The sequence below is a fragment of the Jeotgalibacillus aurantiacus genome (assembly GCF_020595125.1).
Taxonomy (GTDB): Bacteria; Bacillota; Bacilli; order Bacillales; family Jeotgalibacillaceae; genus Jeotgalibacillus; species Jeotgalibacillus aurantiacus.
In genome coordinates, this window is sequence record NZ_JACNMS010000002.1 from 695,463 (window position 1) to 714,863 (window position 19,401).

At 41.8% G+C, this 19,401-nt stretch carries 18 protein-coding genes; 4 read left to right on the plus strand and 14 right to left on the minus strand.

From position 1 onward, the window contains the following. Positions 1-22: 22 nt before the first annotated feature. Together H7968_RS08265 and H7968_RS08270 are read right to left on the minus strand one after the other, a co-directional pair. A complete protein-coding gene (locus H7968_RS08265) occupies positions 23-2,113 on the minus strand; it encodes an RNA degradosome polyphosphate kinase (RefSeq protein WP_406566398.1) in 2,091 nt (696 codons plus the stop codon). A 9-nt stretch (positions 2,114-2,122) separates the two neighbouring features. Further along, on the minus strand, positions 2,123-3,670 hold the full coding sequence (locus H7968_RS08270) for a Ppx/GppA family phosphatase (RefSeq protein ID WP_227395682.1): 1,548 nt from the start codon (positions 3,668-3,670) through the stop codon (positions 2,123-2,125). 132 nt (positions 3,671-3,802) lie between these two features. Here H7968_RS08270 and H7968_RS08275 point away from each other — a divergent pair, with 132 nt between their 5' ends. Then, positions 3,803-4,246: a YkyB family protein gene (locus tag H7968_RS08275; protein ID WP_227395683.1), complete on the plus strand. Its 444-nt coding sequence runs from the start codon at positions 3,803-3,805 to the stop codon at positions 4,244-4,246. Positions 4,247-4,387: 141 nt separating this feature from the next. Here H7968_RS08275 and H7968_RS08280 read toward each other — a convergent pair whose 3' ends face one another. From H7968_RS08280 to corA, 4 genes are all read right to left on the minus strand, one after another. After that, positions 4,388-5,290: a chemotaxis protein gene (locus H7968_RS08280; protein ID WP_227395684.1), complete on the minus strand. Its 903-nt coding sequence runs from the start codon at positions 5,288-5,290 to the stop codon at positions 4,388-4,390. A 115-nt stretch (positions 5,291-5,405) separates the two neighbouring features. Beyond that, positions 5,406-5,855: a TlpA family protein disulfide reductase gene (locus tag H7968_RS08285; RefSeq protein ID WP_227395685.1), complete on the minus strand. Its 450-nt coding sequence runs from the start codon at positions 5,853-5,855 to the stop codon at positions 5,406-5,408. Between the two features lie 118 nt (positions 5,856-5,973). Next, a complete protein-coding gene (locus H7968_RS08290) occupies positions 5,974-7,284 on the minus strand; it encodes an MFS transporter (RefSeq protein ID WP_227395686.1) in 1,311 nt (436 codons plus the stop codon). Between the two features lie 604 nt (positions 7,285-7,888). Further along, positions 7,889-8,893, minus strand: coding sequence for a magnesium/cobalt transporter CorA (gene corA, locus H7968_RS08295; protein WP_227395687.1), 1,005 nt, complete (start codon positions 8,891-8,893; stop codon positions 7,889-7,891). A 131-nt stretch (positions 8,894-9,024) separates the two neighbouring features. On the opposite strand from corA, the gene H7968_RS08300 reads away from it, so the two are divergent. Then, positions 9,025-10,170, plus strand: a complete 1,146-nt coding sequence (locus H7968_RS08300) for an aminotransferase A (RefSeq protein ID WP_227395688.1) — start codon at positions 9,025-9,027, stop codon at positions 10,168-10,170. 85 nt (positions 10,171-10,255) lie between these two features. On the opposite strand, the gene H7968_RS08305 is transcribed toward H7968_RS08300, so the two are convergent. After that, positions 10,256-11,128 carry an NAD(P)-dependent oxidoreductase gene (locus H7968_RS08305; protein ID WP_227395689.1) on the minus strand — a complete coding sequence of 291 codons (873 nt, stop codon included), beginning with the start codon at positions 11,126-11,128 and terminating at the stop codon, positions 10,256-10,258. Positions 11,129-11,218: 90 nt separating this feature from the next. On the opposite strand from H7968_RS08305, the gene H7968_RS08310 reads away from it, so the two are divergent. Further along, a complete protein-coding gene (locus H7968_RS08310) occupies positions 11,219-11,875 on the plus strand; it encodes a GNAT family N-acetyltransferase (RefSeq protein ID WP_406566392.1) in 657 nt (218 codons plus the stop codon). Between the two features lie 135 nt (positions 11,876-12,010). Here the strand turns inward: H7968_RS08310 and ptsP are convergent, their stop codons facing one another. From ptsP to H7968_RS08345, 7 genes are all read right to left on the minus strand, one after another. Next, complete coding sequence (ptsP, locus tag H7968_RS08315; protein WP_227395691.1) at positions 12,011-13,729, minus strand: phosphoenolpyruvate--protein phosphotransferase; 1,719 nt, start codon at positions 13,727-13,729, stop codon at positions 12,011-12,013. A 2-nt stretch (positions 13,730-13,731) separates the two neighbouring features. Beyond that, entirely contained in the window at positions 13,732-13,995 is a 264-nt protein-coding gene (locus H7968_RS08320; protein ID WP_227395692.1) for a phosphocarrier protein HPr, read from the minus strand. 170 nt (positions 13,996-14,165) lie between these two features. Continuing rightward, positions 14,166-15,365 (minus strand): hypothetical protein, encoded by a 1,200-nt coding sequence (locus H7968_RS08325; protein ID WP_227395693.1) that lies wholly within the window; start codon positions 15,363-15,365, stop codon positions 14,166-14,168. Continuing rightward, positions 15,335-16,507 carry a DUF58 domain-containing protein gene (locus H7968_RS08330; protein ID WP_227395694.1) on the minus strand — a complete coding sequence of 391 codons (1,173 nt, stop codon included), beginning with the start codon at positions 16,505-16,507 and terminating at the stop codon, positions 15,335-15,337. The genes H7968_RS08325 and H7968_RS08330 overlap by 31 nt, the downstream gene beginning before the upstream one ends. A 1-nt stretch (position 16,508) precedes the next feature. Then, on the minus strand, positions 16,509-17,438 hold the full coding sequence (locus H7968_RS08335) for an AAA family ATPase (RefSeq protein WP_227395695.1): 930 nt from the start codon (positions 17,436-17,438) through the stop codon (positions 16,509-16,511). 159 nt (positions 17,439-17,597) lie between these two features. Then, positions 17,598-18,323, minus strand: a complete 726-nt coding sequence (locus H7968_RS08340) for an SDR family NAD(P)-dependent oxidoreductase (protein ID WP_227395696.1) — start codon at positions 18,321-18,323, stop codon at positions 17,598-17,600. 15 nt (positions 18,324-18,338) lie between these two features. Continuing rightward, positions 18,339-18,533 carry an abortive phage infection protein gene (locus H7968_RS08345; protein ID WP_227395697.1) on the minus strand — a complete coding sequence of 65 codons (195 nt, stop codon included), beginning with the start codon at positions 18,531-18,533 and terminating at the stop codon, positions 18,339-18,341. Positions 18,534-18,659: 126 nt separating this feature from the next. Here H7968_RS08345 and H7968_RS08350 point away from each other — a divergent pair, with 126 nt between their 5' ends. Then, a complete protein-coding gene (locus H7968_RS08350) occupies positions 18,660-19,400 on the plus strand; it encodes a hypothetical protein (protein ID WP_227395698.1) in 741 nt (246 codons plus the stop codon). Position 19,401: the final 1 nt, after the last annotated feature.

Consider the following 19,401-nt stretch of genomic DNA (forward strand, 5'->3'; position numbering starts at 1 on the left):
ATATTTTTAGTCATATATACCCTCATTCTTCATCTTCTCGTAAGCGGTAAGCCTTTTTTAACAACTGCTCCTGAGCGTGAATCACTTCTTTCCCGTTACTTTGTACGTAATGATATTGACCGTTCTGATCCTGTACCCTTGCTTTCGTATTATCATTGAGCTGTAGTGCCAGAATCGTTTTAATTCTTTTTTTGTGCTTCTTTTCAATAATTGGAAATAGCAGTTCCACTCTTTTCTCCATGTTTCTTGTCATCAGATCAGCAGAAGACAGCATCGTCTTTTCTTCTCCGTTATGATAAAAATAATAAATTCTGCTGTGCTCAAGAAATCTTCCCACAATACTCCTGACGTGAATATTTTCGCTGACTCCTTTAATGCCAGGCTTTAAACAGCAAATCCCTCTTACAATCAGATCTATTTTCACACCGGCAGTTGATGCTTCATACAGTTTTATAATCAGTGATTTATCAGTCAGGGAATTCATTTTTGCAATAATATGTCCATTTTTATGTTTTTTATGAAAATCAATTTCCTGATCAATCATGTTCATAAATTCATCCCTTATTGAAAAAGGGGCAACTACAAGATGATGATAAGAAGGTTTTTCTGTATAACCGCTCAAATAATTAAAAAAGTTGGTGGCATCTGTTCCGAATTTGCGTTTCGTTGTGATGATACCCATATCTGTATAAATTTTTGCTGTCTGATCGTTATAGTTTCCTGTTCCAAGATGGACAAACCGTTCAATTTTATTATTCCGCTTTCTGACAATCAACGTAATTTTACTGTGTGTTTTCAGGAGCGTCATACCATAAATCACGTGACAGCCTGCTTTTTCAAGCTCTTTTGCCCACTGAACATTATTTTCTTCGTCAAAACGAGCTTTTAGTTCAACAAGGACCGTTACCTGTTTTCCATTTTCTGCAGCTTTTTTCAGCGCATTGATTACAGGTGAGTCCCCGCTGACTCTGTAAAGGGTCTGCTTGATTGCCAATACATCCGGATCTTCTGCAGCATCAGCAACAAAATCGACAATCGGTGTAAATGACTCATAAGGGTGGTGAAAAAACAGATCCTGATGTAATGCTTTTTCAAATAAATCTTCTCCTGATGAAAGATCTTCAGGCGGCTGTGGAATAAAAGTATCAAATAATAAATGATCCTTATTTGGGGACACTTCTTTAACAAAAGAAAATAAAAACGATAAATCAATAGCACCTTTTATCCGATAAACGTCATCCGGATGTACCTCTAATTCCTGCAGCAGGTAGGCAAGAAGGTCATCATCCTGCATTCCATCCACAATCTCAAGCCTGACAGCTGCTCCCCATTTACGTTTTTTCAGTTCCTTTTCAATTTCGAGCAGAAGGTCACGGGCCCCTTCTTCATGTATCGTGAGGTCAGCATTACGGGTAATACGAAAGAGCATGGAAGACCTGACATCATACCCTATAAACAATTTATCAATAAACAACCTGATTACTTCCTCAAGAAGAATATATTCCGCCCCGGTTACTGTAGGCAGTTTAATGAAACGAGGTAATACGGATGGTACCTGAACGATTGCCACCATCTGGCTTCCGCTTTCTGCCTCGAGACGGACGATCATATTTAAACTTTTATTTAACAGCATCGGAAAGGGCCTGTATGCATCTACTGCAAGCGGCGTCAGAACAGGGAAAATTTGTTCATTGAAATAACGCTCTAAATAGTTTTTCTGCTTGTGGGTACATTCAGCCATCACTTTCAGTTGAATGCCTTCTTTCTCTAAAGCAGGCAGAAGGTCACCCGTAAAGGTTTGATCCTGCAGCCTGACAAGCCTTTGGTTATACTCAGAAATTTTTACGAGCTGACCCTTTGGTGTTAAACCGGCTTTATTTTCAGGCTTATTGAAATTAGCCTTAACCTGATCTTTAAGTCCCGCTACGCGTACCATAAAAAATTCATCCAGATTCGAGCTGAAAATCGCCAGAAATTTTAATCGTTCAAATAAAGGATTGTTCTGATCAAGTGCTTCATATAACACTCTTTCATTAAACGCCAGCCAGCTTAGTTCTCTGTTATTAAAAAACTCCGCCTGGTCAAATGTTGATTTATCGTGCCCCACTTTTATCCCTCCGCATTACCTGTTTGAAATAATGACCATTTTTTTGAAGTCCAACTCGATGTTCGTTTTCAATGCTTTTTCAAGGTGCTTTTTCTGCTTTCCTGCCTGATATTCCTCTGCTATTGTTCTCCCCTCAGCAAAGAGAGTAACTAATAACCCCTCACCTTTTTTCCTGATTTCAAGCTGAGAAATAATATTTCTTTTTGACCCGTTCAAACTGTAAGCAAATTTCACCAGTGCACCAATAATCCGCATTTTCTCGCGCTCATCATCAGAAAACCATTCCTGAAAAGGCTCAAGGAACTGATAAAGCATGGACTTACTTTTAAAAGATGCTACAGCAGCAATTTTAATCCGGTCCCGGTGAAGGATACCATCAATTGATCGATTGCCTATAATGTAAAAAGTGTGCTGACTGCTCGAGTCTGAATCAATATAATCGCCTAGATAATATAAATAAGCCCCTCTTTTAATCAGCTTCAAGTCTTCCTCGTTTTCTTCAAGAACATTGAGCGCGCATAAATGGGAATATAATTCTGTCGTCAGGGAAACCATCTGATCCGCCTGCTCTTTATTGATGGAATAATCAAATGCCAGTTCATTCAGACTTTCCATAAACACATTGTCTTTGCTTAAAGGGGCTGTATATCTTTTCATCAGTTCCTTTAAAACTATTCCTTCACGAAGGCCTTTTTTGCTGAACATAAACCCTTTGGCATCGACGATTTTATAAAGCTCGCAGAATACCTGAGAAGCAGGGGCAATAATATCGGTGCGGTCACTCGACAGACCATCCAGTTTCTCAAGATCCTCTTTCGACATAGCGGTCAGCATATCATTTGTCTCCTGGAGATCTTTTTCCTCCATCCAGTATTGGTGCACACCAGCCACCGGATATTTAATGAGCTGCTGATGAATCTGCGCAACGTTACGAGCACTTCCCCCAATCGCCACAATCGGAACTTTTTTATTTTTAAGCCATCCGAGGCTGTTAAATTCAGATTTTAAAAACCGGATCAGCTTTTTATGTTCGTTCTGAGTCATCTGATCCCCCTCCATAAAATCCTTTTTCAGAGAGACCGCTCCAAAAGGAAAGCTGTGAGAGTGTATCAGCTGCTTATGTTCATAATAGGTAACTTCCGTGCTTCCTCCGCCAATATCGACCGTTACTGCGGATAAAACAGGTGTAGAATGAATAACGGCCAGATAACCGAAGTATGCTTCTTCTTCCTCGGTCAGAATATTGATCTGCACACCTGTTTCATCTTTCATTCTGCTGACAATTTCCTGCTGGTTCACGGCCTGTCTGATAGCAGCCGTTGCCGCAGCCCGTACATCCTGAATGCCGTGATAATCAATAATTTCATTAAATGCGAGCAGTGCGTCTTTTAAAAGTGTCAATCCCTTTTCATTTAACTTGTTATCGTCATCCAAAAAGCTCTTCAGACGGGCAACGGTTTTAATATTCTCAATTTCTCGCATCCCTTTTTTCGGCTCATAATCATAAATGACCAGTCTGATGGTATTAGATCCAATATCAATGACTGCAGTTTTGTTTCTCATTTCGTCACCCCACGAGGATTTTTTGTTTTCATTATAGTTCACTCTTCCCTGTCGGAGTAGAGAATAACTTTTCTTTCACACAAATTTGATGTATACTTTACCAAATATTTAACGAAAGAGAGTGATGAAAAGATGGACCATGATTATAAGACAGATGACCCTGATTTAATTGCCCAGGCAATCTTTACAGTGAACAAACATGCCAAAACCGCTCCGGATTCCAGAGCGCTGTATGACTTGAAAAAGGCAGCCATAGAAAAGCTGATTTTAGAAAAAAAAGCCAGGAAAATCGGACTTCAGTTCTCAAGAAATCCCGGACTTAGCCAGCAGCGGTCTGATTTGCTGATTGAATGCGGACGCTATCAATTCCATATCCCACCCCAGAAAAGCGACTTTCAGGAGCTCCCTCACCTAGGTAAACTATCCGATCATGTCAGAAACCCAAAAACGAGAATGAGTCTGAAGGAAGCAAAACTGACCCTTCAGGCATACACAGGCCATAAGGTCACCAGACCAAATGAACATAGACAGCCCGCCAAATATCAAAAGCCTGTTTTTAAAAGGCTCGGAGAATAAGATGAAAACCCCCGGCCCGCACAACAAGGAAGGTGAGTCCCGTGCTCTTCGCACATCAGACTCTCCCTGCTGCAGCGGAAGATACCCGGGGGTTTATTATGTCCGTGACCATTCAGGAAAGCCAACTTGTCTTTCTGTCTGTTACAAAATCAGACGGTCAATCGTTGTAATAAGCTGATTAATCTCAGGCTTACTGATCTGATCGTCAGCCCCAACCTGGTTCCCTTTATGCTTAAGGTCATCTGTAATCAAAGATGAGAAAATGACAACCGGCAGCTTTTTAAGGCTTGCATGCTCCTTGATCCGCCTTGTCAAATGATGTCCGTCCATTTGAGGCATTTCAATATCTGTTATCACAAGCTGAACGCTGTCTTCTACGTTGTCGTTACTCACTGATAAAGATTCCAGGTAGCTGTAGGCATCTTTTCCGTTCTCAAAAAATTCAACGTTATCGTAACCGGCTTCAGATAGTGTGTCTGACAATAATCGTCTTAACAGTGGTGAGTCCTCTGCTACGACCAGCTGTTTAGAGGATCTGTCACGCTTCCCTAACTTTTTCACCATGCCGACATTGATGCCTGATTCAGGGTTGATATCAAGAATAATGCTTTCAAAATCAAGCAGAAGAAGCATATCATCTTCACGCTTAATAACCCCGATAATTTTAGTATCGCCATTTTGATACATATCAGACGGTTTTTCAATCTGATCCCACGAAATACGGTGAATCATAGAGACATTATCCACATGAAAGACCACTTTTTGTTTATTAAACTCAGACACGATAAATTTCTCCTGAGGTGATGTTTCTTTTTTGACGGCTCCAAGTACCGATCGCATATCGATGACAGGAAGCACCTCACCCCGCAGCTGAATAATTCCATTAATAAACGGGTGGGAATGGGGCACCTGATTCACAGCAGCCGGCTGAATAATTTCCTTCACCTTAATGACATTGATGCCGTATTTATTATTGTTTACTTCAAACTCGACAATTTCCAGTTCATTTGTTCCGCTTTCAAGCAGGATCCCGTTATTGTTCATGATATTCTCTCCTTAAACAGACATAGGTTTTTCAGCACAGCAAAAAAGCCTTGTTACTCCTTTTATCGGAATAACAAGGCTTGATCTTAAGCGATATTAGGAAAATTGTCTTATCTTATTTTTCTTCAGTCTGCAGCACTCTGCTCAGGCGCTTGCGAAGCATTTTCATGCCACTTCCGCCGGCCTGAAAATGACGAAGCTGACCATCCTTATCAAATACATAATAAGCTGGTACATACTGGTTCTCAAATGCTTCAGTCAGTTTATGTTCACTGTCTACATAGACAGGCTGTGAAATATCATGTCCCTGCGCTACCTGTTCAATGACCTGCATATCCAAATCATCTTCTGAACGTGGCATGTGGACAGCCACAACGTTCAAATCATCTTCATATTCATCGCGTAGTTCGTTGATCTCAGGCATTGCTTCCTTGCATAAGTGACAGCTTACTGACCAGAAGTGAATTAATGTCGGTTTTTCTCCGACCAGTTCTTCCTTTGTTACTTCATCGTTCAGCCATGCTGTTGCACCGGACAATTCCGGCATAGGTTCTCTTAACTTCATAAAAATCCTCCCTGCAGCGACTCGTCCTATCACGAATAAAACTAACCCGTATAAAGGACCAAATTAAAATCATTATTAAAAAACACAATTTCCATTATAGAAATTACGACAGTCAGAGTCAAGCACTGACCGAATCAACCTGTTTCACTTTGAACAATATAATGAGTCCAATAACAGCCATGACGATCAGAGATGATAATGCGATACGGCTTGCAAGTTCTCCGTACTCCCTGAGATTCAGCGTGATGGTTCCATAAACAGCGGGTCCAATAATGGAGGACACTTTCCCGGAAAATGCAAAAAGTCCGAAAAACTCTCCCCTTTTTTCAACTGGTGTCAGATCTACAATAAGCGTTCTCGACGTTACCCACATCGAGCCCAGTGCGACCCCAATCAATGCTCCAGCGATCCAGAACATCCACTGAGCAGTAGCAAGTGCTGCAATCGTCAGAGCGGCGATGAGAATAAAGGCGACAATCACAACACCATTTCTTGCTCCTGTACGTTTCGTAATATACCCAAAAATAAAGGATCCTATAACAGCAGCAATAGTTGAACCGAGATATAGAATAATAAACTGACCTCCCGAAAAACCGACTACCGCCGTAGCATAAATAGCCATAATCGCAATGGTTGTCGCAATCGCATCATTTAAAAAGAAGTAAGCAATCATAAACGTAAAAACATTTTTAAAATTTTTCATATCCTTAAAAGTCCGATAAATCGATTTATAACCCGAGAAAAATGAAGCTTTTTGAGCGATCGGTTTCTTCGGTGGATCCTTTAAGACAAAAAAGAGCGGTAAAGAAAATAACAGATACATCACAGCCGTTGGGATAAATGCCTGTTCAGGATTAGCTTCATTAACGAATAGATAAACAGATAAACCAACGATTGTCCCAAGATATCCGACCGCAACGCCAAATCCTGAGATAAGTGGTATTTCCTGTTTCGTTCCAAGATCGCCAAGCATCGTGTCATAAAAAACAAGACTGCTGTTAAAGAAAAACTTAGCTGCGACAAAAGCAATGACGACCAAAATCAAATTTGCCGGGAGATTAAACCATTCCCCGAAGACATTACTCTGTGCAAAAATCCCCATTAAAAAAGTAAACGCAATGGAAAACGAAGCCAGCCAGACGATATACTTCTTTTTCTGTCCCGTCCGGTCAATCCACACACCATATAACGGTGAAAAAATTACCAGGAGAAAACTGGCCAGTGCGTTGGCATACGATATAAATGTGCTCGCCACCTGTTCCATCTCCGCACTTCCGCCAATCTGTGCGTCAAGATAAAAAGGAAAAAAGACCGTATTAATGTTCGATGAAAAAATCGTATTGGCAAAGTCATATAAAGCCCACGATAAAATCGGCAATGTAAAAAACAATTTCATTCCACTTCTCGGTGGATGATGAACCTGCTGCATATAAAAACCCCCATTTCAAAAGTACAACCTTTCCTGTTACATTCCCTTTTCCCTATACTTATTCCTTCTTATGAATTGTTAATTTAACATTAATAAAAGGCCGCTCTGATAACAGAGACAGCCTAATTCAAAACCGTGCCTGGTCATTCCTTCGCTCCGCGGCCGCGCGGTGAGCCAGCTAGTACTCCGCACTACGCTGTCTCACCTGTCGCTTCTCTGCCGCAGGAGTCTTCGGAATGACCAGGCACTTTTATTGTGCTTAATCACAACTTCTTCAAATGAGTGTAAAAATTGATCATTTTAACTAATTTACATAGTTAAAGATCCCACCGAAACGGCATCTGCCTTTTTCAAACCGGGGCGTATTCCCCCTTCGCTTTCCACGGCCGGGCGGTGAACCCCTCGTGCTTCGCACAATGGTTTCACCTTTCCCTCCTCTGCCGTAGGAGTCTTCGGGGGAATACGCCCCTTTATCTCAAACAACTTTTGATTAATTTTGTGAACAAACCATACCGAGAGCATTCTGCAGAACCACAGCGTTAGAGAAGCACATATGGACGTTAGCGAAGGAATGCCCCGGCACGGCTTTCATATAAACAATATTTCAACGGCGATTAAAGATTCTTCTGCGTTTTTTCTTTTTGGATCTTGAGAATCTGAGCCAGCCGATTTTACGGAAGATGACAAACATGACGCCGGCAATCATCGTCATTACGCCCAGCAGAACAAAATAACCGTATTCAAATTCAAGCTCAGGAATATAAACAAAGTTCATGCCGTATAAACCGGCCAGAAAGGATAATGGCATAAAGATTGTCGTGATGACGGTCAATGTCATCATAATATTGTTCATTTTATCTGAGCTGACTGAAATATAGTTGTCTCTGATATCTGATGAAAATTCCCGGTATGATTCGAGCATCTCATTCAGCTTAATGACGTGATCATATACATCTGAAAAATATAATTGCTGTTCTTTCGTCAGTGCCGTCCTGTTGGCATTTAGCAGACGGTACAACAGATCTCTCGTCGGGACAAGCGACCGCCTCAGCTTTTGCATATCGTGCCGGATATCAAAAAGCCTGTCCATCAGATCGTGTGATGAATTCTCATCTGTCAATTCTTCAATCCTGTTCAATTCATCCTCGATTCCATACACATACGGAAAATAATCATCAACGGCCGCATCCATCATTTTATGAAGAATGGAAATCGGACTTTGTTCAGAGATAACTTCTTTTCCTTTCACCAGGTCTTCCCACATTTCATCAATAAACGGAATTTTTTCGTAATGCCAGGTTACGATCATGTTGCTATTAACGAATGTATCAATCTCCTGTGCTTCATATGTATGTTTGGGCAGATGATGAAAGGTCAGGAAAATATATTGATCATAATTATCAAACTTGGGACGCTGATATTCTTTTTCCATACAGTCTTCTAAGGCGAGCGGGTGAAAGGAAAAAGAGCGCTCAAGTTCTTTTCCTTCCCGGTCCGCCGGCTGATCAAAATCAACCCAGAACCAGTGCAGATCCTGTTTTTTTGCTTCTTTTATCGTTTTATACGTTTTTAATTCTCCGTTTTTTTCCAAACCTGCAATCCGGATCAAACTGCTCCCACCTTTCTCTATTAAGCATATTATTATTTAGCCTTAATCACCTGAGTTTAATCATGTGCCCGGAGATAAAAATACGTTACAATAGTAAAATATCAAAAAGAAGCAGTAAAGGTGTGAAAGTAATGAACGAAACAGTCAGTCAGCTTCAAATATCAGGAATCAGACAATTTTTCAACCGGATCCAGCATATTGAGAATATGATTTCTCTTACGATTGGACAGCCTGATTTCCATACACCCACCCACATTAAAGAAGCAGCTGCAAAAGCCATCATGGAAAATCAGACGACATATACGCATAATGCCGGAATACTTGAGCTTCGCAAGGCAGTTTCAGCGTTTATGAAAAAGAAATATGAACTTGATTATCAGGCTGAGGATGAGATTATTATCACGAATGGTGCATCACAGGCGATTGATACTGCACTCAGAACCATTTTAAGCCCGGGACAGGATGTCATTCTTCCAGGACCGGTTTATCCGGGGTATGTTCCTGTGATTAAACAGTGCGGTGCCCGTCCTGTGTTTGCGGATACGACAAAAACGGGCTTTAAAATGACTGCTGACCTGATCAGGGAAACATTAACCGATCAGACAACATGCATCGTTCTGCCATACCCGTCAAATCCGACAGGTGTAAGTTTGACAGAGGACGAGATCACTGAAATTGCACATCTTGCAAAGGAGAAGGATCTGTACATTATTGCAGATGAAATATACAGTGAACTCGTTTATGACAGGCCGCATTTTTCGATCGGCAGACTGTATAAAGAGAAAACCATTGTAATTAACGGACTGTCAAAATCACATGCGATGACAGGCTGGCGTATTGGTGTGCTTATGGCTCCATCCGGGATTGCAGAACAGTGTCTGAAAGTTCACCAGTACACAGTTTCCTGTGTCTCGTCCATTTCACAGCACGCAGCTGTTGCGGCCTTTACGGACGGCATAGATGACGCAATTCCGATGAGAAATGAATATAAACTGAGGCGTGATTTCACTGCAGTTCATCTAGCTAAACTCGGGTTTACAACGGTTCATCCCGATGGTGCCTTTTACTTTTTAGCGGGTATTCCGGACGATATTTCATTGTCCTCATTTGACTTCGCCGTTGAGCTTGCAGAGCAGGCAGGTGTCGGTGTGGTTCCCGGAACTGCATTTGCCCCTTTTGGGGAAGGATATGTAAGAATTTCATACGCTTGTTCTATGGACCAGCTTCAAGAGGCTTTTATTAGAATAGAACAGTATCTCGATAAAAAGCGCCGATAAATGTATAAACAGTGCCGGGCCATTCCTCAACTTCGGAATGGCCCGGCACTGTTTTGTTCAGGCAGAACGCAATTAATACGATCTATTACAACTGCTTCTCATAGTGTTTATACAACGCCTGGGTTCCTTTAAGTTCGAACCCGGCATTTGCTGTTTCTTCATAAGATTGCAGCGCAAGCTTCAGGCCGGGCAAATCAATTCCCAACGTATTTGCTTCCTGCAACGCAATTCGAAGATCCTTAATAAAATGATGGATATAAAACCCCGGTTCATAGTCACCATTCAGAATTCTCGGCGCAAGATGGCTCAGGCTCCAGCTACCTGCTGCTCCCTGCGAAATACTCGCCAGAACCTTCTCTGGATCAAGACCGGCTTTAATGGCGTAAACGATTGCTTCACAAACGCCTGTCATCGTGGAACCGATCACAATCTGATTACTCATCTTCGCATGCTGACCACTGCCCGAGGATCCGTGAAAAACAATATTGGTCCCGAACAGTTCAAACAGAGGCTTTAATGTTTCAAATGATGATTCTTCCCCGCCGACCATGATGGACAATGTACCATTTTTAGCTCCAAGGTCACCTCCGGATACAGGGGCATCAAGCATCGCGATTCCTCTCTCTTTCCCTTCTTTATATAATCTTTTCGCTAAAGCAGGTGTGGATGTAGTTAAATCAGCACAAATCGTCCCTTCCCCTGCCCGATTAAAAATACCCGTTTCACCTAAGTACACTTCTTCTACATCCTGCGGATAACCGACCATGGTGAACACAACAGCGCATTCACCTGCCAGACTTCCAACAGATTCGTGCCAGATTGCACCAGCATCCACAAGTGGATCAGCCTTTGACTTTGTTCTCGTATAAATATGTACTTCATGATTTTTCAACAGGTGCCTTACAATAGAGGCACCCATGACACCTGTACCGATAAAACCGACTTTTAATGATTGCATTTTCATCACTCCCACTCCCTATTTTCTTATCAAGTTCTGAAAATTGCAAACGTTATAGCTGATTGATAGGATGGGATGGAGGTGAGAATGATGAAGAAAACGTTTTTTGTATTCAATGATTCAAGAAGAATGGACATCCACATTAGAAACTACAAAGAAGAGGATTTTGAAAGCCTTATTCATATTCAGCGGAAAGCTTTTCCTCCTCCATTCCCACAGGAACTTTTATGGAACCGGGATCAGCTGACTGAACATATTACCCGGTTTCCCGAGGGCGCATTATGTATTGAAGCAGATGGAAAAATTGCCGGGTCTATTACAGCTTTAAGAACAAACCGTACTGATCAGGATCATACATGGGATGAAATCACATCTGAAGGGTACATAACCAATCATGAGCCGGACGGTGATACGATTTATATTGTGGATATTTGTGTAGATCCAGCCTTCAGGGGACTAGGGCTCGGAAAAGAATTAATGCGTGCTATGTACGAAACGGTTGTTTATTTAGGGGTAAAACAGCTTGCTGGCGGAAGCAGAATGCCGGGATATATCGATTATCAGCCAGGGATGTCACCTGAGGAGTATTTTGAAAAAGTTAAAAGCGGAGAGATTTCTGATCCAGTTGTGACATTTTTAATGAAGTCCGGCCGGGTACCGGAGCGATTGCTGCCAGGTTACCTCGAGGATGAAGAATCTGCTGATCATGCCGTTTTAATGGTTTGGAAAAACCCATTCTTAAATTAATGGCATAAAAAAAGAACCGGATTATGGGGGGAATCCGGTTCACAAAAGGGAAATCAGAATGAAAAAGTATGCTTGTACTACTAATATACTTCCCCCATCTTCAAACATTTATTCCTTTAATAAGTTACATTTGCGTTACATATTTATTTCTTTTTTTACAGCTTCAATGACTTCCTCATTCGTTGAGAGGTTAAGCACTTTTTCAGCCAGCTCTTTCATTTTTTCCTGAGAAAGACCACTGATTTGTGAACGCGCAGGCAGGATTGATGTTGCGCTCATTGAGAATTCATCGAGTCCAAGCCCAAGAAGAATCGGAATCGCGATTTCATCTCCAGCCATCTCTCCACACATACCAGTCCATTTACCTTCCTTGTGAGAAGCATCGATCACCATCTTGATCAGACGGAGAATCGCCGGATTGTATGGCTGATATAAGTAAGAAATCTGTTCATTCATCCGGTCAGCTGCCATCGTGTACTGAATCAAATCGTTCGTACCGATACTGAAGAAATCCACTTCTTTTGCAAACTGGTCAGCCAGTACTGCAGTAGATGGAATTTCAACCATGATGCCGATTTCAATAGAATCTGAAACCTCTGTTCCTTCCGCAATCAGTTCTTCCTTCACCTTTAATAGTAAAGACTTCGCTTCACGGAATTCGCTCAGGTTTGAGATCATCGGGAACATTACTTTCAGATTCCCGTAAGTACTTGCACGAAGAAGTGCACGGAGCTGAACGCGGAAAAGATCCGTTTTGTCCAGACACATTCGGATGGCACGGTATCCAAGGAATGGATTCATTTCTTCCGGAAGGTCAAGATACGGAAGTTCCTTATCTCCACCAATATCCAGTGTTCTGACAACAACAGGTTTTCCTTTCATGCCTTCAAGAACGGCTTTATAGGATTCAAACTGCTCATCTTCTGACGGCAGATCGTTACGTCCCATATAAAGGAATTCAGTCCGGTAAAGTCCAATGGCTTCACCACCGTTATTGATAACGCCTTCAAGATCGGCAGGTGTACCAATATTGGCTGCCAGTTCTACATGTTTACCATCAGCAGATACAGACGGCTCATTCACAAGCTTAGCCCATTCCGCTTTCTGATCAGCAAACTTTGCTGCTTCTTCTTTATAACGGCTGATAATGTCATCAGAAGGGTTGATATGAACTTCGCCATTCAATCCGTCAACAATAACAAAGTCACCGTTTTCAATTTCTTTTGTTGCTTCTTTTGTTCCCACGACCGCAGGAATCTCCATTGAACGTGCCATAATCGCTGAATGCGAAGTACGGCCTCCAATGTTTGTTGTGAATCCTTTAACAAATTCACGGTTCAGCTGAGCAGTATCTGATGGCGTTAAGTCATCCGCAATCACAATTACTTCCTCGGAAATCATGCTTGGATTTAACACTTTTACGCCAAGCAGATGTGACAGAACACGCTTCGTTACATCACGAATATCCGCTGCACGTTCTCTCATATAATCATTGTCCATCTGCTCAAACATCATGACGAACATATCAGCCGTTTCTTTCAATGCTGCTTCAGCATTAACACTTTCCTGACTGATTTTGTCCTCAATTGGTGAAATGAGTTCAGGATCACTCAGTACAAGAAGATGAGCTTCAAAAATAGCTGCTTTATCTTCACCAAGTTCTGTTTTGGCACGATCACGAATCACCGCCAATTCACCTTTTGATGTTTCAAGAGCCTCCTGAAAACGCTGTACTTCCTGAGCTGGGTCGTCTACTTTAGTCTGCTCAAATGACAAATCCGGTTCTACCAGGCGATATGCTTTTGCAATCGCAATGCCACTTGAAGCTGCAATACCTTTTAATACAGAAGACATGCTTATGCCAGACCTTCTTTTTTAAGTGTTTCTTCAAGGCTTGCCAGCGCTTCCTCTTCATCGCTTCCATCTGCATAGATCACGATCTCAGCTCCCTGTCCGACTCCAAGAGACATAACACCCATGATTGATTTCAGGTTTACTTTTTTACCTTTGTACTCAAGCTGAATATCAGAATCAAACTTGCTTGCTGTTTGAACAAGAATCGTTGCCGGGCGTGCGTGAATACCCGTTTCTGCTGTTACTGTAAATTGTTTTTGTGCCATTTAAATCTTCTCCTTTTCTGTAACTTGTATTTACAACATCACCATACTAAATTATCGGATTGTCGCATCCGCGTCAATACAAACAATTTAAGTGATGATTCTGTATGTTTCTAAGAAATAAGAATAGCATGTCAACACCGTTAGTACAACGATTTTGCCGTCCACACTATCTAACCATCTCTGCGGCTGCTCAACTCTTTATCAGCTTCTTTTAAAACCGTCTTAAAATACTCAGCTTCATCATTCGTCACATCCATAGCGCCATAACGGACTCGTTCATAGATGTATGCACAGTCATTCAGCCGGGGTATCTCCAGTCTCTCGAACCATTCCCTGACTGTTTCTGACTTCTGTCTGCCTGAAGCTTTTCCGGAAAGCTTCCTTTCCAGTTTAAACAGCGCTTTCCGTATTTTATTTAAGGGTTCCTTATGATTACCCTCTTTTTCAGGTTTCATAACCATATTTGACTTTACGTAGGAGGCTTCAGCTGCTGCAGGTATCAAAATAACCTTTTTCGCCTTAACGATCAGAAGGTAAATAATGATCCCTGATACTGCAATTAATCCCGTTATCACCAAAAACGTGATAATGGACTCTACACCAAGGACTTCCTGAAATTCGTTGTTCCCCGTCACCAGCCCCTGTTCCAGACTTCCGCTTTCACCACTCTCCCCGTCCGGCATATCAGAGATTTCAGCACGATCAATCTCTAAACCGATTAAAGTAAGAGGTAACGTAAATACCCAGATAATACCGTCAAAAACCTGATAAAAGCCAATTCTTAAAGGTGCAGCGAGAAAATACAGAAGAACCGCCACTCCTGAAAACAAACTCCCCCATTTTAACAGTTCTCTTCCCGCGCGTTTCTTTTTATCTTTCCTGTCTGCAAAGTAATGATTCAGATACGTGCCCGCACTGTATAAGATGAAGCCTGTAATCAAAAACAGCAGAAGCTCTGATGCCTGAACCGTTTCGTAAACAAGCTGAAAGATAAAAAACCAGATGAAAACGATAAAAAATATCATCAGATTACCGGATGTGATCTGAGTGGATTCTCCTGTACACACTTTAACAGCAATCCAGATTGAATAAGCGGCTAATGCTGCCAGAAGTAAAACAGGCCAATCTCCGATCAAAAAACTGATCGTAAACAGTAAAGCTGTCAATATTCCATAAACAGCCCGCCAGTTTTTCATTCTGATAACGAAAGGAAAGGCGGCTGCCAGTAATACTCCCCATATGAGTGACGCTACATGAAGAGGAAATATCCCGTTCTCTGAAAAAGCCGAGAGCACCAAAGCCGGATACAGAAAACTGAATAATATGTAAGCGACTGAACTTATTGTATGTTTTTTTGCAGATTGTTCCATTTTACCGCAGTCCCCCCTGACCCAGTGATGATCCAGACTCTTCCGCTCATTTTTGACAGTCTCCCGGCAGATGCCTGATCCATTTGCCCGATGTGTATGACATCATTCGCCTGTAATTGCATCAGATTCAGCTGATTAATAACAAGATGAGATGGCAATGTTACGTCACCAATCGATAATACACTCAGCATTTCAAGAAGTTTTCTGCTGTGACTTGTCCCCTTCTCGGGTGGCAGAAAGTAAAAGTGGGGTGATCCCTTTGTCCTTACATTGACTGCAAGTCCGATCGAACGATTATTGCGATGGGCTTCTGTCACAAGAAAGGCAGCCTGACGGATCAGTTTTTCAAATTCAATGTTTTTCGCATGGCCGTGGGAAACATTCAGTAAAATCATCATTTTTTCTTCTGTCACGCGTTCATAAACATTCGTCTGAAGTTCACCCGTTTTAGCGTAGGCATTCCAATTCAACCGCTGAATCGTATCTCCCAGCCTATACTCACGGGTACCAGCCGGCATGGTCAGATCCTCAAACAGTGAATGAGAAGAAAGATTCTCACCTGATTTAAAAACCGGAGATAATGATTGAAACAAAACTTTTTCAATCTCCGGATAAATCAGCTTTGAATGAGAAAGATGGCTATTATACCTGAGAACCGTATCACCGTAACCAAACAGGTGTGGAATTCTCAGTCTTACAGAAACCACTTTAGCCTTCCCTCTTCTAATCGATCGGATCGGTATAGAGACGGTAACATTCTCATACTTTTCCAGCGAAACATCCGTTTCCCATTCAACGAGTGAGCCGTTTACCGACCACTCCCCTTCTGACGGTTCGATATGATCAGATAAAAGCAGTTGCAGTTTTGCATTTTTTATCGGATACTTCCCATTTTGAAACGTTAAGAACCATTCGGAACTTTCCCCTATATGAAGTCTTTCAGCTGACCTCTCTTTTATAATGGTAAGCCCTTCGCCGACTTTATCAAGATAACGCAAGTGAAATCTGATATAAATCAGGATGACAATTCCTAATGACATCGCTTCAAACTGGGCACCAAACAAAGAAAACAGAATACCTGAAAATGCAAGCCATTCAACTGCGAGTATTCTCTTTTTTTCAACGGATTCACGTTCCCACATATCAAAGCCTCAGCTCAACCGGGGTATCCACTGACTGGATGATCTCATCAAGCACCTGATCCGTTGATTTTGTCAAAGAAGCTTCTGCTGTTAATTGCAGCCGGTGTGCAAGTACATAGCGGAGCATTTTTTTAACATCTTCAGGTACGACATGATGACGACCTTCCAGAAATGCAGATCCTTGAGCCGCTTTAACGAGCGCAACCCCTGCACGGGGACTTGCTCCCCACTCAACAGAAACATGCTCTCTGGTCGCCCTGATCAACTCAACAATATAATCCGCCATTTCCTTATGTACCATAACCTCTCTTACTTTTCTGACTGCATCTTCAAGTGTATCGACTGATAGAATCGACTCAGGTTCCTGTTTTTCAGATTGCTTAATCCACTGATTAATAATGTCCGTTTCCTCTGAAAAAGACGGATAATCAGCTGGCAGCTTAAACATAAATCGGTCTAACTGCGCAAAAGGCAGCGTGAAGGTTCCCTGCTGTGACTCAACAGGATTTTGAGTCGCAATGACCATGAATGGAAAATCCACCTGAATAGTCGTACCGTCAATCGTGACCTGTCTTTCCTCCATTACCTCCAACAGGCTCGACTGCGTTCTTGGCGTGGCTCGATTAATTTCATCGGCTAATAAGAAGTTCGTCATGACAGGCCCTTTTTTTAATTCAAACTTATGCGTCTCCGGATTAAAATAATGGAGCCCTGTTACATCTGATGGCAATACATCCGGTGTGAACTGAATTCTTTTGAATTTCCCTCCCGCCACTCCGGCAAAGGTTTTGGCCAATAACGTTTTACCCGTCCCGGGAACGCTCTCAATCAGTACATGTCCTCCCTGAAGCAATGCAATCAGTAAGAGTTCTGTTTCTTTTGTTCGTCCAATAACGGTCTTACTTACCTCTTTATTTACTAACTGTTTCATTTTCTTCCACCTGACAGATGATATACGCTTATTATACCAAAAATTCGGAAAAATAGAGTTAATCAACGATATACTTTCCCGATATAACAAAAGATCCCGGCAGCCAAAGTTTCCTCAGACTGCCGGGATCTTATACCGAATCAGCATTCACCATTTTGATTAATGCTCATAAATCATTTTTCTCGTCATACCACCATCAATAATAAGATTTTCACCATTAATAAAGTTATTTTCAGGATCAGATAAGAACAAACATGCCCTTGCGATATCCTCAGGTTTTCCTACTCTGTTGGAAAGGTGCTGACTGTGATCAACGCCTCTCAGCTGATCATAGCCTTCTGTTGCGATCCAGCCGGGACTGATTGCATTCACTGTGATGTTTTTTTCACTTAATGTAACAGCAAGTGAATGAGTCAATGCATGAATGCCGCCTTTAGAAGCTGCATACGCTTCTGTATTCGGCTCAGACATGAATGCCCTCGTCGAACAAATATTAATAATTGCACCGCCATTCATTCGTCTGGCTGCCTCTCTTGAGCAAAAGAATACACTTGAAAGATTCGTATGTATCACTTTTTCCCAATCCTCTGCCGTTACTTCCCAGATCGATTTAAATTCCGAAAGGCCCGCGTTATTAATCAATATATCAATAGAGCCTTCCTCCTCGTGGATCTTAGAAAACACGCGTTCAATTTCTTCATGCTTTGATACATCAAGTACATCAGTGATGACATCAAACCCTTCATCCAATAGACGTTTCTTTTCAATTTTGAGCTTCTCTTCATTCACATCAAGCATGTATACCTTCATCTCTTTTCCGGCAAATGCTCTTGCGACACTTAGTCCAATCCCATTAGCAGCACCTGTTACAACCGCTACTCTCATTTACGATCCACTCCTTTAACTTCTTGGCTCATCCAGATAGGTATATACAGTATGGCCATTATGTCTTGCAATTCCTCTGAAATGCTTGAAGTCTTCTCTTGCCACAAGCACTTCCCTCACCTCATCGAACTGCTCCTTTTTAACAAACACTTCTTTTATTTCCTTATTTTTCAGCTGCTCAAACATTTGATTGATTTCTTCTTTTGTCACGCTACACACCTCAAGCCGTATTATTTTTCTCAGCAGATTTATCACTTTCATCCTATTTTGAAACTTTTCATTCTGTCAAACGTCTACTATACTGACAACATATAGAATCAAACTGGAGGGAATGAAATGAAAAAGCTGCATTTATTGATCTTTGCACTGATTTTAACATTAATCCTCGCGGCATGCGGTACAGAAACAGCTGAACCTGCATCTGAGGACGGAACAAACGGCACATCTGAAACAGTGGACAATGAGGAAACGACCGAAGAAGAGGCTGTTGAAGAAGAGCCTGCTGAAGAAACAGAAGATGAAGCTGCTGTTGAAGAAGAAGAACCTGCTGAAGAAGAAGAGGCTGCTGAAGAAACGGCTGAAGAGGAAACAGCTGCCGGTGAAGAAAATGGAATGCGCCTGCTCGAACAGCAAATGACCGTTGAATTAAATGGAGAATCAATGGACAAAACAGCGTTTCTTCAGGAAAACACAAACAATGGATACAGTATGTATGTATTGGACGGCTTTACTTATACACCGGAAGAACCGAACGTTGACCAGGTTTTCTTTAATGAAGATCCATCTCAATACATGAGAATCGAAACATTCCCTGCAAACGAAACTGACACTACATTTGTTCAGGATCAGATGGCTGGCCAGCGTGACGCAGTCAATGCAGAAAACGCTGCCGACTGGATGCCTGAAAGCAGTCAATTCGAAGAGGTCATTGCGGGTTACTCAACACAGACAGAAGACACTGACTATCACTCTCTTTTGGCAAAACAGGGTGATAAACTGATTAAAATGACAATGTACTCAAAAGCCGACACCGGCACACAGGACGCTTTTCTAAAAATGGCTGAAACGATTCAATAAA